This is a genomic window from Sphingomonas sp. Root720, from assembly GCF_001428605.1.
Classification (GTDB): Bacteria; Pseudomonadota; Alphaproteobacteria; order Sphingomonadales; family Sphingomonadaceae; genus Rhizorhabdus.
Window position 1 is genome coordinate 185,660 of record NZ_LMID01000001.1, and the last position, 15,390, is coordinate 201,049.

The following is a 15,390-nucleotide window of genomic DNA, read 5'->3' on the forward strand; positions in this document are numbered from 1 at the left end:
GCCGGGATCAGGCCGGTTCGACGATCCTGGTGCGCAACGTCCACTGCATTGGCCGGTCGCCGCCATCGGTGCGGATGAAGCAGTGTCCGCCGACCGCACGGATCCGTCCACAGAGCCTGTGGGCCTGGGTCCGGCTCGCCAGGCCGCCGATCGACAGGCGATGGAGCATGGCTCCGCGATGGCGAAAGCCCGAGCCGGTCGGCGTGTAATCGGCAAGGAACGCCGCCCGCCGGCTCAGCGCGGTCCAGGCGATCTCGGTGCGGACCGGAGTCGAGTAGGCGCCGATCTGGACCACCCATTTTGCCGGGGATCGGTCCTTCACGCCACGCGACACGAGCATGATCGGACCTTCGGCAGGGACGATCGCGGGCCTGGGCCGCGCCTGGCCGCGCTGCTGCGTGACCGATCGTCCGAGGCGCATAACCGGTGGACCGGCGAACGCGGCGATGCGCGGCTCGCCCGCCATGACGACCGGAATGACGGCCGGCAGCACCGGAGCCTGGGCCTCGACCGGCAGGAGCACGGGCGGGGGTACGACGAACGGCAATGGCGGGGCGGGCGGCGGGGCGACCTGCGCGAGCAGGACGGGCGCCCGGGAGGCCGGTTCGGCCACCAATGCCAGCGCGGCCGGCTGGCCGCCATCGGCGACCGGCAGCACGCCGAGCATGGCCCCGACCTGCCTCGCCGGATCGGCTCGAAGCTGCCCGACCGCTGCCCAGCGGCGAAGCCGGTCGGCGACGAGATCGAGGGGAACGTCCTGGGCGGCGATCGTCGCGGCCTCGTTCCAGCGGCCTTCGAGGGCGAGGGCGAAGGCGAGGTTCTGGCGGACGCGCGCATCGGCGCCGGGGGCACGCGCAGCGGCGAGCAGCAACGGTCGTGCCTCGTCCGGCCTGCCCAGCAAAGCCAAAGCGAGGCCGACATCGGCGTCGTTGCCAGTGCCGCGCAGGGCGTCGAGAGCGGTGGCGGCTTCATCCGCCCGGCCCAGGGCAATCTGCGCCAGCGCGCGGTTGATCGCGACCCGCACCAGCGTCGGATCGAGCGCCAGCGCATCGCCCAGCGCGGTTTCGGCCGACTGGAAACGGCCGGCCGCGAGATAGGCCCGGCCCAGCATCGCGCGGGCCTGCGGGTCGCGCGGTGCCTGGATCACGGCGGCCTCGGCCTGCCGGACGGCGGCGGCGGGAACGCCGCGGGCCATCGCCTCGCGCGCGCCGGCCATCCGCCGATCCGCGCGCTTCTGCGCCGCGGCGGTCGAGCCGCCGCGATCCGGGGCCGCCACGGCAGCCACGGCGCCGGAAACCAGCGCCAGGCCCAGTGCGGTGGCCGTGAGGCCGTTCCAGTTCATCTTCATCGCCGGTCCCCTGCCCGATCCGCGGTTCGTTTCACGGCCGCGAAGGTGCCCGCCAGGGTGCTAAGCTTTGGTTAACGGCAGTTAGCAATCGCCGGGCGGACGCAACGAGTTTGGGCTATCGCCGGTCCCGCCGAACGCGCTATCACGCTGCAAACATGCCGAAACATCATGCGGGAACATTGGGGTTAGCCGAGTATGAGAAGCTTTGTCCTGGGTTGTGCTCTGGCAGCGATCGCGGCTGCCTCGCCGGCGATCGCCGGCGTCAAGGAAGGGGTCGAGGCCTGGCAGAACGGCGATTACCCCAAGGCGGTCGCCGAATGGCGGGCTCCAGCCAATGCCGGCGATCCCGACGCGCAGTTCAACCTCGGACAGGCCTATAAGCTCGGCCGAGGGGTACCGATCGATCCCGCCGCAGCGCTCGACTGGTATCGTAAGTCGGCCGCCTCGGGCCATGAACAGGCGCAGGCGACGCTGGGCCTTTTGCTGTTCCAGAACGGCCAGCGCGAAGAGGCGATGACCTGGCTCAAAAAGGCCGCCGACCAGGGCGAGGCGCGCGCGCAATATGTTGTCGGCACCGCCTATTTCAACGGCGATCTGCTGTCCAAGGACTGGGTCAAGGCCTATGCGTTGATGACCCGTGCCAAGGCCGCGAACATCGGCGCGGCGACCGCCAGTCTCCAGCAGATGGACCAGATCGTCCCCGAACAGCAGCGCGTGGCCGGCCTATCGCTCGCGCGTGAGATGGAACGGACCGCGCAGCTCCGGGCGAACGATGTCGCCACGCCGGGCGCGCCGCTGACGATGCGCAATTCGGTGACACCGAGGCCCGTCGGGCAGACGACCGTGCCACCGTCGACCTCAAACCCGACCGCCTCGGCGTCAGCCGTCGGCACCCCGGCCGGCCTCGCCCCCCAACCCTGGAGGGCGCCGAGCAGCGCCCCCGCGGCGACGCCGCCGCGCGCCGGCGAAATTTCCCGGGCGGCCGTCGCATCCAGGCCTGCGCCGCAGCCGGCCCCCGCGGTGATCGCCTCCGCCGCCGGCGGATGGAAGATCCAGCTCGGCGCGTTTTCGAGCGCCGATGCCGCGCGCAACGCATGGAACAGCCTGTCGGCCCGTGCCGGGCTCAAGGCGCTCAGCCCAACCTATTCGGCCGCCGGGGCGCTGACGCGTCTCCAGGCCGGACCGCTCGGATCGCGCACGGCCGCGAACCAGGCCTGTGCTGCGGTAAAGGCCGCAGGTACCACCTGCTTCCCCGTCGCACCCTGACGCCCCGATGGCATCGTTAACGCTATCTTGGTGACTTCGGGCGATATTCGCCAAAAGTAGCTTGGCGGATGCGTGAATGCGGCACTGGCATAATTTCGATGACGTGGCGGCGATGGCGAGCCCCTGGCGGCGGCGCCGCATATGCCAACTCATCGTCGACGGAATCGCCCTGCCCGTAGCCCTGCGCGATGTCGACGCGCGCGGCGCGCGGCTCGATATCGCGATTCCGCTCGCTCTGCGGTCGCCCGTCGAACTGCGCCACCCCGAAGCGGGTGCGATCCGCGCCCGGGTCAGCGAGTTCGGCGACGGCGGCATCCGGATCGCCTTCGACGGCGGCGAGGCCTCGGTCGCCTTCGCGCTGGCGGCGATCACCGCCGATATGACCAGCGGCGGTTGATCCCCGGAATCGGCTTGCCGCTCCCGGTCAGACCACCCAGTCCCTGCGGGCGTAACCCTGCGCGTAGAGCAACGCCGTCAGGTCGCCATGATCGACCCGCGCGGCGGCGGCGGCCGCCGTCTTCGGCTTGGCATGAAAGGCGACGCCGAGGCCCGCCGCCTGGATCATCGGAATATCGTTCGCCCCGTCGCCGACCGCGAGGCAGTGCTCGGGCGACAGACCGTGCGCGGCGGCCTCCTCCAGCAGGGTCTGCCGCTTGGCCTCCGCGCCGATGATCGGCCGGGCCACCGTGCCCGCGAGTTTGCCTTCGGCAAACTCCAATATGTTCGACAGCGCGCGGGTGAAGCCGATCTCGGTCGCGACCCGATCGGCGAACAGGGTGAAGCCGCCCGAGACGAGATAGCAGTCGGCGCCGTTGGCGCGCATCGTCCGGACCAGCTCGCGGGCACCGCCCATGATCACCACCCGCTCGGCATGGCAACGGTCGATCACCGAGGCGTCGAGCCCCTTGAGCAGCGCGACCCTCGCGTCGAGCGCGCCTTCGAAGTCCAGTTCGCCGCGCATCGCCTGTTCGGTGATCTCGGCGATCTGCGGCTTGATTCCGGCATAATCGGCGAGTTCGTCAATGCATTCGATAGTGATCATCGTCGAATCCATGTCGGCAACGAGCATGCGGCGACGGCGGCCGGCGGCCTCCTGGACGATAACGTCGACCCCGGCGAACGCGCCTTCGAGCGCCGCCCGCGCTGCGGCCGGATCACCATCGAAGCGGAAATCGCAGGCCACACCGGTCTCCAGCCACGTCCAATCCACAGGACCCGCGCCTGCGCCCGCGAGGCGATCGGCCGCCGCCGAAATATCCCCCGCTTCGATCCGGTCCGATGCTATCAGCGTCGCGATGAACAAGACTGTGTCTCCGTCGAAATATCCGGTCGCGCTTATTGCGGGGCCGACCGCCAGCGGCAAGTCCGCATTGGCGGTGCGTCTCGCGGAAATCGCCGACGGTGTCGTGATCAATGCCGATGCGAGCCAGGTCTACGCCGATCTGCGGGTGCTGAGCGCCCGACCCGACGTAGCCGAGGAAGCCCGCGCGCCGCACCGGCTGTTCGGCTATCGCGACGCAGCCGAGTCCTGCAGCGCTGCCGATTGGGCGGAAGATGCGAAACGCGAGATCGCCGAGGCGCAGGCGGCGGGCAAGCTGCCGATCCTCGTCGGGGGCAGCGGCCTCTATCTCCGGACGCTGATCTTCGGCATCGCGCCGGTGCCCGAGATCGAGCCCGCGATCCGCTCCGCCGTGCGGGCGCTACCGATCGAGGCGGCACGTGAAGCGCTCGCCGCCGAAGACCCCGCCATGGCGCATCTGCGCCCACGGGATGCCACCCGCATCGCCCGGGCGCTGGAGGTGATCCGGTCGACCGGCCGGTCGCTGTCGCAGTGGCAGGCCGAACTGACCGGCGGGATCATCGATCGGACCCGACTGGCCGCCGCGATCCTGCTACCGCCCCGCGACTGGCTCCGCGATCGCTGCGACCGCCGTTTCGAAACCATGCTCGATCGGGGCGCGATCGAGGAAGCAACGAAGTTGCGCGACCGCGGGCTTGATCCCACGCTCCCGGCCATGCAGGCTATCGGAGTGCGGGACATCATCGCCTGGCAGGACGGGCTGGTCGACCGCGCGACGATGGTGGCGAGGGCCCAGGCCGCGACGCGGCAATATGCCAAGCGGCAATACACCTGGTTCCGCCATCAGCCACCCGACGATTGGGAGCGGATAACTGCGCAACTGAATGACTCTGAGATCGAAAAGATTGCAATTAAATTACGTTCAATGGCGTTGACAGAGTAGTTTATTACCTATAGGTCCGCCGCTCATTTTAAGCGCTGCGGCGCACAAGAGGAAGAAGCCATGACTGCCGAGATGACGGGAGCCGACATATTGATCCAGGCGCTGAATGATCTCGGCGTCGAGGTCATTTTCGGATATCCGGGCGGCGCGGTCCTTCCGATCTACGACGCGCTCTTCAAGCAGAACCGCATCCGCCACATCCTCGTGCGCCATGAGGCCGGGGCGGTGCACGCAGCCGAAGGCTATGCGCGCTCGACCGGCAAGCCCGGCGTGGTGCTGGTGACGTCGGGGCCTGGCGCCACCAATGCGGTGACCGGCATCGCCGACGCGCTGCTGGATTCGATCCCGCTGGTGGTGCTGACCGGCCAGGTCGGCACCCCGCTGATCGGCAGCGACGCCTTCCAGGAATGCGACACGGTGGGCATCACCCGCCACTGCACCAAGCACAATTATCTGGTGAAGGACCCCGCCAAGCTGGGCGACGTGATCCACGAGGCGTTCCACATCGCGACGTCGGGCCGTCCCGGACCGGTGGTCGTCGACCTGCCGAAGGACGTGCAGGTGGCCAGTGCCGCCTATCGCAAGCCGACGGTGCAAGCCTTGCCGCACAAGGGCTATCGTCCGCAGGTGAAGGCCGATCCCGCGCTGATCGAGACCGCGGTGGAGATGATGGCGGCGGCCGAGCGGCCGATCCTCTACACGGGCGGCGGCATCATCAACGCGGGTCCGCTCGCCAGCCAGGTGTTGCGCGAGCTGGCGCGGATCACCGGCGCGCCGGTGACGTCGACCCTGATGGGCCTGGGCGCCTTTCCGGCCTCCAGCGGCCAGTGGCTGGGCATGCTGGGCATGCACGGCACTTATGAAGCCAATATGGCGATGAACCGGGCCGACCTAGTCGTCTGCCTCGGCGCGCGCTTCGACGACCGCGTGACCGGACGGCTCGACGCCTTCGCGCCGCATTCGAAGAAGATCCACGTCGATATCGATCGCTCGTCGATCAACAAGATCGTCCGCGTCGATGTCGGCATCGTCGGCGATGTCGGCCGGGCGATGGAAGACATGGTGAAGCTGTGGAAGGCGGGCCAGCATCGCAGCCGCGACCTGAGCGGCTGGTTCGGCCAGATCGAGGAATGGCGCGCTCGCAAGAGCCTGAAATTCCCGGCATCGACCAAGGAGATCATGCCCCAGCTCGCGGTCCGCAAGCTGTGGGAGGCGACCCATGCGCTGAAACCGATCATCACCACCGAGGTCGGCCAGCACCAGATGTGGGCGGCCCAGCATTTCGATTTCGAGGGGCCGAACAAGTGGCTCACCTCGGGCGGGCTGGGGACGATGGGCTACGGCCTGCCCGCCGCGATCGGTGCGCAGCTCGGCAATCCCAACGCGCTGGTGATCGACATCGCGGGCGAAGCCTCGATCCAGATGAACATCCAGGAGCTCGGCACCGCAAGCCAGTATCGCCTACCCGTCAAGGTGTTCATCTTGAACAACGAGTATATGGGCATGGTCCGCCAGTGGCAGGACCTGACCTATGCGGGCCGCTACTCGCAGAGCTACAGCGACGCGCTTCCCGATTTCGTGAAACTCGCCGAGGCCTATGGCTGGAAGGGCGTGCTGATCGAGAAGCCGGAGGAACTCGAAGCCGGCATCGCCGCCATGCTCGACCATGACGGGCCGGTGATCGTCGACTGCCGGGTGGCGAAGCTGGCCAACTGCTTCCCGATGATTCCCAGCGGCGCGGCGCACACCGACATGATCCTGGAAGCCGACGCGGTGGTCGGCGAGATGGACGACGAGGCCAAGGCGCTCGTCTGATCCCCTCCCCGACCTTTCGACACAGAGAAACGACATCATGCACATCAAGCAGGAAGCCACCGAGCGGCATACGCTGTCCGTGACCGTGGACAATGAAGCGGGCATTCTCGCCCGGATCGCGGGGCTGTTCTCCTCGCGCGGCTACAATATCGACAGCCTGACGGTGGCCGACGTCACCGAGGACGAGAAGATCAGCCGCATCACCATCGTCACCACCGGCACGCCGCAGGTGATCGAGCAGGTCGTCGCGCAGCTGGACCGAATGGTGCCGGTCCACAAGGTGACCGATCTCACCGCGCTGGCCCCGCATGTCGAGCGCGAGCTGGCGCTGGTGAAGGTCGTGGGCACTGGCGACCATCGCATCGAGGCGCTGCGCCTGGCCGAGGTCTATCGCGCCCGCGTCGTCGACGCGACGATCTCCAGTTTCATCTTCGAGGTGACCGGCGGCACCGAGAAAATCGACAAATTCCTCGAGCTGATGCGCGAGGTTGGGCTGATCGAGGTCGCCCGCACCGGCGTGGCCGCAATCGGCCGGGGCAAAGAGGCGCTTTAGGGCCCAGGCGATAAAGCAGGGTCGACGGACGGGCGCCTGCCGGTTAGGGGGCCCCATCGAATTTCAAACAGGCGGCGGTTTCCGTCATCGGATGTCCCGCCGCGGCAGAGGGAAGCAACAATATGCGCGTCTATTATGATCGTGATGCCGACATCGGCCTCATCAAGACCAAGAAGGTCGCCATCGTCGGCTATGGCAGCCAGGGTCACGCCCATGCCCAGAATCTTCGGGATTCGGGCGTCGCCGAGGTTGCGATCGCGTTGCGCCCCGGCTCGGCCACCGCGAAGAAGGCCGAGGACGCCGGCTTCAAGGTCCTGTCGAACGCCGATGCCGCCAAGTGGGCCGACATCGTCATGATCCTGGCGCCTGACGAGCATCAGGCCGCGATCTACAATGACGACCTGCGCGACAATCTGAAGCCGGGCGCGGCGCTCGCCTTCGCCCATGGCCTCAATGTCCATTTCGGTCTGATCGAGCCGCGCCCCGACATCGACGTGTTCATGATCGCGCCGAAGGGGCCGGGCCACACCGTCCGTTCCGAATATCAGCGCGGCGGCGGCGTCCCCTGCCTGATCGCGATCGCCCAGGATGCCAGCGGCAATGCCCATGACGTCGCCCTCTCCTATGCCTCGGCGGTCGGCGGCGGCCGCTCGGGCGTGATCGAGACGACCTTCAAGGAAGAGTGCGAGACCGACCTGTTCGGCGAGCAGGCGGTTCTGTGCGGCGGCCTCAGCCACCTCATCATGGCAGGCTTCGAGACGCTGACCGAGGCGGGCTACGCCCCGGAAATGGCCTATTTCGAGTGCCTCCACGAAGTGAAGCTGATCGTCGACCTGATGTATGAGGGCGGCATCGCCAACATGCGCTATTCGATCTCCAACACCGCCGAATATGGCGATATCCATACCGGCCCGCGGATCATCACCGACGAGACCAAGGCCGAGATGAAGCGCGTGCTCGACGACATCCAGAAGGGCAAGTTCGTCAAGCGCTTCGTCCTCGATAACCGCGCCGGCCAGCCCGAGCTCAAGGCGAGCCGCAAGCTCGCGGCCGAGCATCCGATCGAGAAGGTCGGCGCCGAGCTGCGCGCGATGATGCCCTGGATCGGCAAGAACAAGCTGGTCGACAAGGACAAGAACTGATCCGGCCGCATCCGAAACGCTAGGTTTCGGAATAGGCGGTTTATCGAGAGGGCGGCAGGCGGTAGTCTGCCGCCCTTTCTCATGTCGGGAGACGATGATGTACCGTTCCGCCACTGCCCTCGTCCTGGGCCTGTCGTTCGTCGCGCTTCCGATCGCGGCCCAGATGCCCAAGACCCCGCCGGGAACGCCGGACATCGGCGGCGTGACCGCCGGCAGCTATACGGTCGATCCGAACCACAGCCAGGTCAGCTTCACCGTCAATCATCTCGGCTTCAGCACCTATCGCGGCCTGTTCGGCGGGATCACCGGCTCGATGACGATCGATCCCAAGGCGCCCGCCAAGGCGAAGGTGTCGATCGATATCCCGATGAGCGGGATCACCACCACCGTCGCCGAACTCGACGAACATCTCAAGAAGGCCGATTTCTTCGACGCCGCCAAATATCCGGCCGCCCATTTCGAATCGACCTCGGTCCGTCCGTCTGGAAAGACCGCGCGGATCAGCGGCAACCTGACGATCAAGGGTATCACCAAGCCGGTCGTGCTCGATGCGGTCTTCGTCGGCGCCGGCACGATGATGGGCAAGCGGACGATCGGCTTCGACGCCAAGACGACGATCAAGCGCAGCGACTTCGGCGTGAGTTACGGCATCCCGCTGGTTCCGGACACCGTGCCGCTGGAAATCTTCGTCGCTTTCGAAAAGCCCGAATAACCGTCCCGAGCCGCCGGGGCGCTGGACAGGGGCCCCGGGGTTCCGCCATCCTGCGCCCATGGCGCCCCGCGAAACGACAGGCACGATCTTGCGCCCGCTCAGATGGGGGGCCGTGCTTCTTTCATGCACCGCTGTCCTGGGCCCGGCGCCGGGGAACGTGTGCGCCGCGGCGATCGGTGCCGCTCCCGCTCCGCCGACCGGGGGCGCCGACCCCTCGCGCGGCGAAGCCCTGCTGGCGAAGGAGATCGAGATGATCCGCAGGGGACGGCGGGCCGAAGCCGAACGCTCATTCTCCCGCAAGCTGGCGGCCCAGCGGAGTCCACGCGCGCGCGCCGATCTGATCGGCAGCTTCGCGGTCCAGCTCTTCCTCAACGCGCCGGAGCTCGACGATGCGACCTCGGCCGAGGTGCTCGACCATCTCGAACGCGCGGTCGACGCCTATCGCCTCGTACTGGGTGTCGACGCTCCCGAGGTTGCGACGGCATTGGTCCGGCGCGCCGAGGTCGAACGGCTGCTTCATCCCGCCGATCCGGCCCCCTGGACCGACATGGCCTATGAACAGGCCTACCGCATCCGCTTCCAGCGGTTCGGCGGATCGTCTCCGATCACCTTGAGCACGCTGATCCCGATGGCCGGGCTAAGGGCGCTCCCGTCCCGCACGAAAGGCGACCCGGCGGAAATCGAGGCGGCAGCCGCCCTGCTGCGCCAGGTCGTCGAGAGCGCCGGGGCGTCGACGGAGGACGAGGACCACCAGTTGCGCGCGGAGGCGCAGGAAGCGCTCGAGCGGCTCGATGCCGCCTATGGCGAGGGCCAGCCAGGGGGCCGGAGGCCGCAGATCATGACCGCCGGCATCGCGCAGCAATGCGCCGCGACCGACCTGCACGACGCCATCATCTTCTCGGGCGAGCCGGCCGCGCTTCAGACGCTACGCGACCGCTTCCAGAAGGCGAAGCTGTCGCTCATGCCCTGCGGTTCGATGCTCGTCTTTCCGATCGGGGGCGGTGTCGATCCCACGCCTGTGCTCGATCTGCTGACCGAGATTTCGGCGGGACGGATGAAGGGGGTGCGGATGGGGCTCGGCGACGATGGCGACGCCTCCGCCGCGTCGCCCCCCGGTGCGGGCGTCCCGACCCCAGACGGACCTTAGATCAGCGCGTCAAGCAAACCGATCAGCGGTTTGTCGGCGGGCGGCATCGCCAGCTCGTGCAGTTCGACCGGACGGACCCACCTGATCGCGGGAGCTTCGAGCGCCTGGGGGATGCCCCGCCATTTGCGGCAGATGAACACAAGCAGAATCATGTGGCGCTCGCCCAGCGGCTCGCTGGCGAAACAGGCGGGAGCGAGGCAGGCCTTCTCGACGTCGATGCCCAGTTCCTCGCGTAGCTCGCGGATCAGCGCCGCCTCGGGGATCTCGCCCTCCTCGACCTTGCCGCCGGGAAATTCCCATAGCCCCGCCATCGCCTTGCCCTCGGGCCGCTGCTGGACGAGCAGGCGCCCGTCACCGTCGACCAATGCCGCCGCGACGACGACTAGGGGCTTTTCCTTATCCATTGGTATAACGGCCTTAGGGGATTCTTAATCCGAGACGCCTACGAAATAAGCTTGTGCAGATCAAAGCGATTTGGGGACGCCCGTCGCCCGAGAGGAACTCAGGATGAAGAAGGACCGTCGCCGCGAGCCATTTCGCGCCCTGATCCGCGACAGCCGCGGCGCCAGCGCCGTCGAATATGGCCTGATCCTTTCGCTCGTCTTCCTCGCCGTCATGGGCGCGATCGCCAGCCTCGGCAGCGCGGTCCAGAGCCGCTGGAACAACATTGCCGAGCGCGTCTCGTCGATCTGACGCCGCATAGGCGAATCACCGCGCATTAACGAATTAACAGTAACTCCCTCGCTACACTTCGGTCGTTGGCCGACGGTTGGAGGCCAGCCGGGCCGGACACACCACCCGAAATCGGGAAGCGGGAGTAAGAATTATGAAGTTCGTTGCTAAGCTGCTGAAGAACAACAAGGGCGCCACCGCGATCGAATATGGCCTGATCGCCGCCCTCATCGCCGTCGCCGCGATCACCGCGATGACGAGCCTCGGCAACCAGCTCCAGAAGACGTTCAACAACGTCTCGAACAACATGAAGGCGAGCTAAGACCAACCCAATCTAACGGCTTAGGCTGGCTTCCAAGGGCGGCGGATGAGGAATCCGTCGCCCTTTTCGCTTTATTCGAGGACTTCGGTTGCTGGGCAACGGCGCCCGAGGCAGAACCAAAACCTCAATTCTTCACGATCACCTTTACCCGCTCGCCGGCCCGCAGAGTATCGCCCCGCTCGAGACCGTTCAGCACCAAGAAGCGGTCGAGCGGCGCATCGGGGAAGGCCATCATCCGCGCAAAACTATCCGGCGTCTCGCCCGCCTTGACCTTGAGCACCTTGACCCGCAGCGGACGAACGCCCGCCGCTTCCGCCGCCGACATGCGCCGCATGCTTTCGACCAGCGGTTCGAACGGACCGATCCCCTGGCCCGATCGGGTCAGCGTCACGAAATGATAGGCTGTCGACCCGTTGTCGGGCCGGTAGGCGAACACACCGACATCGAGCGGCCCGGCGTTGCTGTTCCCTTCGCCGAAGGCATAGCGGAAGTCTACGCCACTGCCCTTGCCGGCCTGGACCTGGCCCATGCGGAGATTGGCGCCCAGCTTCGCGGCGATGCGGCCGATATAATCGTCCAGCCCGCCCATGCCGACCGCACCGCCGGAGAAACTCGCCTGCCCGCCCGAACCGCTGATCGTCACGGCATCGTCACCGTTGTTGACGGCATAGCCACGCGGTACGGTGAAGGCGAGCCGCTGGGCGGGCAGCTTGAACTCCTGCCCATCGAGGAAGCCCTTGGCGGGATCGTCCCCCCAGACCAGCCCGTCGACCGCGTCGAGCAGCGCGTCGTTGTTGCGGACACCGCGTCCCGCCCTCCCGGTCTCCTCGGCCTTGACGCGGGCACGCCGCACGCGATCGGCCGAGTTGGGATGGGTGCTGGCCCAGGTCGGCAGCGCGTTCTCCTTGCCGGTGATCCGTGCCTCGAGGCCCTGTTGGGCGCCGAGCACGGCCAGCATGTCCGACGAGGCAACCGGATCATAGCCGGCATTGGCGAGATAGCGGACGCCGAGATCGTCGGCCTGATATTCCTGGGTGCGCGAGAAGCCCTTGGTGATCAGGTCGGCACCGACGCCGGCACCCCGGCCGATCAGGCTGCCGACACCCGAATTGCCGGCGACGGCACCGACGATCCCGGCGAGCACCGAGGTGATGTTCGCGGTCTGCTGCCGCTTCGCGGAGTGGCGGGCTGCGACATGGCCGACCTCATGCCCCAGCACAGAGGCGAGTTCCGCCTCGTCGTTCATGATCGCGAGCAGGCCGCGGGTCACGTAGACATAGCCGCCCGGGATCGCGAACGCGTTGTTCACTGGCGAATCGAGCAGCGTGACGGTGAAATCCCGTTCCGAATTGGACAGGCCCGACTGCACGGCTATCTTGCGGCCGACCCTGGTGACATAGTCGGCAGCGGGCCCTTTCATCGCACCGCCGAATTCCTGAACGAGCTGCGGGTGCGCCTCGGCACCCGTACGTTTGTCGCTGGCGGAGATCGACTGAACCTGTGCAAGCGCCACGCCGGGAACGGCGACCAGCGACAGGCTTGTCCAGAGTAGAAATGTCTTCACGCGCGTCCTCCCATGAAACGCATAAAGCAGAGCCTGGCTGAACGGTTCCGTTACGGGAGCGACAGAACCCGATTGCCGGCGGCGGAAGTGCGGGGGGCCGTCACGGACAGGATATCGACCATCGGAAACTAACCGATGGCGAGGAACTTGTCCCGTCGGGCGGCGCGCAAGGTCGCTGGCTTCTTTGCACTCAGCTTGTCGAGCTCCTCGCCGATCGCGGCACCCAGCGCGGCGATCGCCGCGGCCGGATCGCGATGCGCTCCGCCGATCGGCTCGGCGACGACCCGGTCAACCACGCCCAGCTTCTGGAGATCGCTGGCGGTGACCTTCATCGCCTCGGCCGCATCCGCCGCCCGGTCGCCGGTCCGCCACAGGATCGAGGCGCAGCCTTCGGGCGAGATCACCGAATAGACGGCATGCTCGAACATCAGGACCTTGTTCGCTGCGGCGACGGCGATGGCGCCGCCCGAACCGCCCTCGCCGACGATCGCGGAAACCATCGGTACGCCGAGCGCGAGGCAGGCCTCGGTCGAACGTGCGATCGCCTCCGCCTGGCCACGCTCTTCCGCCTGGATGCCTGGAAAGGCGCCGGAGGTGTCGACCAGGCTGATCACCGGCAGGCCGAAGCGGTCGGCCAGTTCCATCAGCCGGATCGCCTTGCGATAGCCTTCGGGCTTGGCCATGCCGAAATTGTGGCGGATGCGCGAAGCGGTATCGTCGCCCTTCTCGTGGCCGATCACCATTACACGGCGATCGCCGAGACGGCCGAAGCCGCCGATGATCGCCTGGTCGTCGGCGAAGGCGCGATCGCCCGCCAGCGGCAGAAAATCGCCGATGAAGCCCGCGACATAGTCCTTGAAATGCGGCCGTTCCGGATGGCGGGCGACCTGTGTCTTCTGCCACGGCGTCAGCTTCGCATAAGTGTCGCGCAGCAGCTTGTCGGATTTGGCTTCGAGCTTGGAGACCTCGCTGTCGATGTCGAGCGAGCCGGCGTCGGCCGTCGACCGAAGCTCGGCGATGCGCGCCTGCAGTTCGGCGATGGGCTTTTCGAATTCGAGATAGGCAACCATCGGCTCCGGTTAGGCGGGCGCGCGGCCACAGTCAACGAAGCCCTTGAAGCGCGGAACCGCCTTCCTATCTCGATCGCACCGGCCGTCGCCAGAAGGGACGGTGCGGGCATGGTCCGGCGGATGCTCCGCGGGCCGACAGGGTCAACATCGCTTCACATGAGGAAACAGATCCATGCGTACCCTTGATTTCGCTCCCCTCCTCCGGTCCTCGATCGGATTCGAGAATCTCAACCGCCTCGCCGATTTCGCGCGTGGCGACGGCGACAGCTATCCGCCCTATAATATCGAGAAGACGGGCGACGGCGCCTATCGCATCCAGATGGCGCTTGCCGGCTTCACCCGCGACGAGATCGACGTCACCGTGCAGGACAATGTGCTGATCATCATCGGCCGCGCCGCCGAGCCCACCGATGCCGACAAGCGCGAATATCTTCACCGCGGCATCGCCAAACGCGCCTTCGAGCGCCGCTTCCAGCTCGCCGACACCATCAAGGTGACGAGCGCGGGTTATGAAAACGGCCTGCTCAATGTCGAGCTCGTCCGCGAGATCCCCGAGCACAAGAAGCCGCGTCGCATCGCGATCGACGGTGTCGAGCCTGCGGCGGTGATCGAAGCGGAGCCGGCAAAAGCCGCCGCGTAACAGTAGCGCACCCCGATCGTCCGATCGGAAGGGAAGCCGGGCCGAGCGGTCCGGCTTTCCGATTCTCTACGACCGTCGCCCGGCGACAGACGCGGGCCTAATGCCTCATATCGGCCCCCAAACCGCGTCGGCGAAGACGGACGTGACGCCGGCCCCGTCCGGTGCGACGGAACCGAAAAGCCCGGCAATTACCCGCCCGGCCCAACGTCACCGTATCTTGTACCCTTCCCGCCTTGCATCATGGGAACTCCCCTGCTAACCGGCCCGCGAACCATGCAGGGACGCCTTTTCGGCGCCCCTTTTTTCGCATGGCCCAACCTTTTTGGGGGAATGAAAGCGCGTGGAGAATTCCGGCGGTATTCAGGCTAGCCTCAGCGGACGTTATGCGACCGCCTTATTCGGCCTGGCGCGTGACGAGAACGCTATCGACGCGGTCTCCGCGAGCCTGCAGCTGCTCAAGACGGCGCTGGCCGAATCGGACGACTTCCGTCGCCTGACGACCAGCCCGATCGTTTCGCGCGGCGAAGCGATGAAGGCGGTTGCCGCCGCGGCGAGCAGCCTCGGCCTCGATCCGATCACCACAAAGTTCCTCGGCGTTCTCGCGCAGAATCGTCGACTCAACCAGGTCGGCGCGGTGATCCGCTCCTACGCGACGCTCACCGCCCGGCACCGTGGCGAGACCACGGCCGAGGTCACCTCCGCCCATCCGCTGACCGCGACCCAGGTCAAGGCGCTGAAGGCGAAGCTCAAGACCCAGCTCGACCGCGATGTCGCGGTAGAGCTCACCGTCGACCCCTCGATTCTCGGCGGACTGATCGTGAAGATCGGCTCGCGCCAGATCGACGGTTCGATCCGCTCCAAACTGAACTCCCTCGCGATTGCGATGAAAGGCTGAA

17 protein-coding genes are annotated in these 15,390 nt (G+C 66.9%); 12 read left to right on the plus strand and 5 right to left on the minus strand.

Features of this window, described 5'->3' with window-relative positions; genetic code table 11:
• Positions 1 to 7: 7 nt before the first annotated feature.
• Entirely contained in the window at positions 8 to 1,348 is a 1,341-nt protein-coding gene (locus ASE22_RS00920; protein WP_056353710.1) for an SPOR domain-containing protein, read from the minus strand.
• 195 nt (positions 1,349 to 1,543) lie between these two features.
• Here ASE22_RS00920 and ASE22_RS00925 point away from each other — a divergent pair, with 195 nt between their 5' ends.
• Both ASE22_RS00925 and ASE22_RS00930 read left to right on the plus strand, forming a co-directional pair.
• Complete coding sequence (locus ASE22_RS00925) at positions 1,544 to 2,614, plus strand: SPOR domain-containing protein (RefSeq protein WP_056353713.1); 1,071 nt, start codon at positions 1,544 to 1,546, stop codon at positions 2,612 to 2,614.
• 76 nt (positions 2,615 to 2,690) lie between these two features.
• Entirely contained in the window at positions 2,691 to 3,011 is a 321-nt protein-coding gene (locus ASE22_RS00930) for a hypothetical protein (protein ID WP_235536189.1), read from the plus strand.
• A gap of 27 nt (positions 3,012 to 3,038) precedes the next feature.
• Here the strand turns inward: ASE22_RS00930 and serB are convergent, their stop codons facing one another.
• Complete coding sequence (gene serB / locus ASE22_RS00935) at positions 3,039 to 3,917, minus strand: phosphoserine phosphatase SerB (protein ID WP_056353716.1); 879 nt, start codon at positions 3,915 to 3,917, stop codon at positions 3,039 to 3,041.
• Between serB and miaA the strand changes: the two genes are divergently transcribed.
• The 6 genes from miaA (at position 3,910) to ASE22_RS00965 (ending at position 10,226) form a co-directional block, all read left to right on the plus strand.
• On the plus strand, positions 3,910 to 4,857 hold the full coding sequence (gene miaA, locus ASE22_RS00940) for a tRNA (adenosine(37)-N6)-dimethylallyltransferase MiaA (RefSeq protein WP_056353719.1): 948 nt from the start codon (positions 3,910 to 3,912) through the stop codon (positions 4,855 to 4,857). The genes serB and miaA overlap by 8 nt on opposite strands.
• A gap of 60 nt (positions 4,858 to 4,917) precedes the next feature.
• Entirely contained in the window at positions 4,918 to 6,672 is a 1,755-nt protein-coding gene (locus ASE22_RS00945) for an acetolactate synthase 3 large subunit (protein ID WP_056353722.1), read from the plus strand.
• 37 nt (positions 6,673 to 6,709) lie between these two features.
• The gene (gene ilvN, locus ASE22_RS00950) at positions 6,710 to 7,225 is read left to right on the plus strand and encodes an acetolactate synthase small subunit (protein WP_056353725.1); all 516 of its coding nucleotides are present in this window, start codon (positions 6,710 to 6,712) and stop codon (positions 7,223 to 7,225) included.
• Positions 7,226 to 7,347: 122 nt separating this feature from the next.
• Positions 7,348 to 8,367 (plus strand): ketol-acid reductoisomerase, encoded by a 1,020-nt coding sequence (gene ilvC / locus ASE22_RS00955; protein ID WP_056353728.1) that lies wholly within the window; start codon positions 7,348 to 7,350, stop codon positions 8,365 to 8,367.
• Between the two features lie 97 nt (positions 8,368 to 8,464).
• Positions 8,465 to 9,079, plus strand: a complete 615-nt coding sequence (locus tag ASE22_RS00960; RefSeq protein WP_056353731.1) for a YceI family protein — start codon at positions 8,465 to 8,467, stop codon at positions 9,077 to 9,079.
• Positions 9,080 to 9,329: 250 nt separating this feature from the next.
• Positions 9,330 to 10,226, plus strand: a complete 897-nt coding sequence (locus tag ASE22_RS00965; protein ID WP_156397433.1) for a hypothetical protein — start codon at positions 9,330 to 9,332, stop codon at positions 10,224 to 10,226.
• Here ASE22_RS00965 and ASE22_RS00970 read toward each other — a convergent pair.
• Positions 10,223 to 10,630 (minus strand): (deoxy)nucleoside triphosphate pyrophosphohydrolase, encoded by a 408-nt coding sequence (locus ASE22_RS00970; RefSeq protein ID WP_056353735.1) that lies wholly within the window; start codon positions 10,628 to 10,630, stop codon positions 10,223 to 10,225. The genes ASE22_RS00965 and ASE22_RS00970 overlap by 4 nt on opposite strands.
• Before the next feature lie 103 nt (positions 10,631 to 10,733).
• Between ASE22_RS00970 and ASE22_RS00975 the strand changes: the two genes are divergently transcribed.
• The gene (locus tag ASE22_RS00975; protein WP_056353737.1) at positions 10,734 to 10,919 is read left to right on the plus strand and encodes a Flp family type IVb pilin; all 186 of its coding nucleotides are present in this window, start codon (positions 10,734 to 10,736) and stop codon (positions 10,917 to 10,919) included.
• Positions 10,920 to 11,052: 133 nt separating this feature from the next.
• A complete protein-coding gene (locus tag ASE22_RS00980; protein WP_011951464.1) occupies positions 11,053 to 11,220 on the plus strand; it encodes a Flp family type IVb pilin in 168 nt (55 codons plus the stop codon).
• A 124-nt stretch (positions 11,221 to 11,344) separates the two neighbouring features.
• On the opposite strand, the gene ASE22_RS00985 is transcribed toward ASE22_RS00980, so the two are convergent.
• Entirely contained in the window at positions 11,345 to 12,784 is a 1,440-nt protein-coding gene (locus ASE22_RS00985) for a M48 family metalloprotease (protein WP_056353740.1), read from the minus strand.
• A gap of 128 nt (positions 12,785 to 12,912) precedes the next feature.
• Positions 12,913 to 13,854 carry an acetyl-CoA carboxylase carboxyltransferase subunit alpha gene (locus ASE22_RS00990; RefSeq protein ID WP_056353743.1) on the minus strand — a complete coding sequence of 314 codons (942 nt, stop codon included), beginning with the start codon at positions 13,852 to 13,854 and terminating at the stop codon, positions 12,913 to 12,915.
• A gap of 172 nt (positions 13,855 to 14,026) precedes the next feature.
• Here ASE22_RS00990 and ASE22_RS00995 point away from each other — a divergent pair, with 172 nt between their 5' ends.
• Together ASE22_RS00995 and ASE22_RS01000 are read left to right on the plus strand one after the other, a co-directional pair.
• Positions 14,027 to 14,494, plus strand: a complete 468-nt coding sequence (locus ASE22_RS00995) for an Hsp20 family protein (protein ID WP_056353746.1) — start codon at positions 14,027 to 14,029, stop codon at positions 14,492 to 14,494.
• A 340-nt stretch (positions 14,495 to 14,834) separates the two neighbouring features.
• Positions 14,835 to 15,389 carry a F0F1 ATP synthase subunit delta gene (locus tag ASE22_RS01000; RefSeq protein WP_056353749.1) on the plus strand — a complete coding sequence of 185 codons (555 nt, stop codon included), beginning with the start codon at positions 14,835 to 14,837 and terminating at the stop codon, positions 15,387 to 15,389.
• The last annotated feature ends 1 nt before the right edge of the window (position 15,390 follow it).

What these genes read in the sequence shown, in the direction of transcription:
- ASE22_RS00920 (WP_056353710.1), bottom strand. Translation starts at nt 1,348, where the DNA reads ATGAAGATGAACTGGAACGGCCTCACGGCCACCGCACTGGGCCTGGCG.
- ASE22_RS00925 (WP_056353713.1), top strand. Translation starts at nt 1,544, where the DNA reads ATGAGAAGCTTTGTCCTGGGTTGTGCTCTGGCAGCGATCGCGGCTGCC.
- ASE22_RS00930 (WP_235536189.1), top strand. Translation starts at nt 2,691, where the DNA reads ATGCGGCACTGGCATAATTTCGATGACGTGGCGGCGATGGCGAGCCCC.
- miaA (WP_056353719.1), top strand. Translation starts at nt 3,910, where the DNA reads ATGAACAAGACTGTGTCTCCGTCGAAATATCCGGTCGCGCTTATTGCG.
- ASE22_RS00945 (WP_056353722.1), top strand. Translation starts at nt 4,918, where the DNA reads ATGACTGCCGAGATGACGGGAGCCGACATATTGATCCAGGCGCTGAAT.
- ilvN (WP_056353725.1), top strand. Translation starts at nt 6,710, where the DNA reads ATGCACATCAAGCAGGAAGCCACCGAGCGGCATACGCTGTCCGTGACC.
- ilvC (WP_056353728.1), top strand. Translation starts at nt 7,348, where the DNA reads ATGCGCGTCTATTATGATCGTGATGCCGACATCGGCCTCATCAAGACC.
- ASE22_RS00960 (WP_056353731.1), top strand. Translation starts at nt 8,465, where the DNA reads ATGTACCGTTCCGCCACTGCCCTCGTCCTGGGCCTGTCGTTCGTCGCG.
- ASE22_RS00965 (WP_156397433.1), top strand. Translation starts at nt 9,330, where the DNA reads ATGATCCGCAGGGGACGGCGGGCCGAAGCCGAACGCTCATTCTCCCGC.
- ASE22_RS00970 (WP_056353735.1), bottom strand. Translation starts at nt 10,630, where the DNA reads ATGGATAAGGAAAAGCCCCTAGTCGTCGTCGCGGCGGCATTGGTCGAC.
- ASE22_RS00975 (WP_056353737.1), top strand. Translation starts at nt 10,734, where the DNA reads ATGAAGAAGGACCGTCGCCGCGAGCCATTTCGCGCCCTGATCCGCGAC.
- ASE22_RS00980 (WP_011951464.1), top strand. Translation starts at nt 11,053, where the DNA reads ATGAAGTTCGTTGCTAAGCTGCTGAAGAACAACAAGGGCGCCACCGCG.
- ASE22_RS00990 (WP_056353743.1), bottom strand. Translation starts at nt 13,854, where the DNA reads ATGGTTGCCTATCTCGAATTCGAAAAGCCCATCGCCGAACTGCAGGCG.
- ASE22_RS00995 (WP_056353746.1), top strand. Translation starts at nt 14,027, where the DNA reads ATGCGTACCCTTGATTTCGCTCCCCTCCTCCGGTCCTCGATCGGATTC.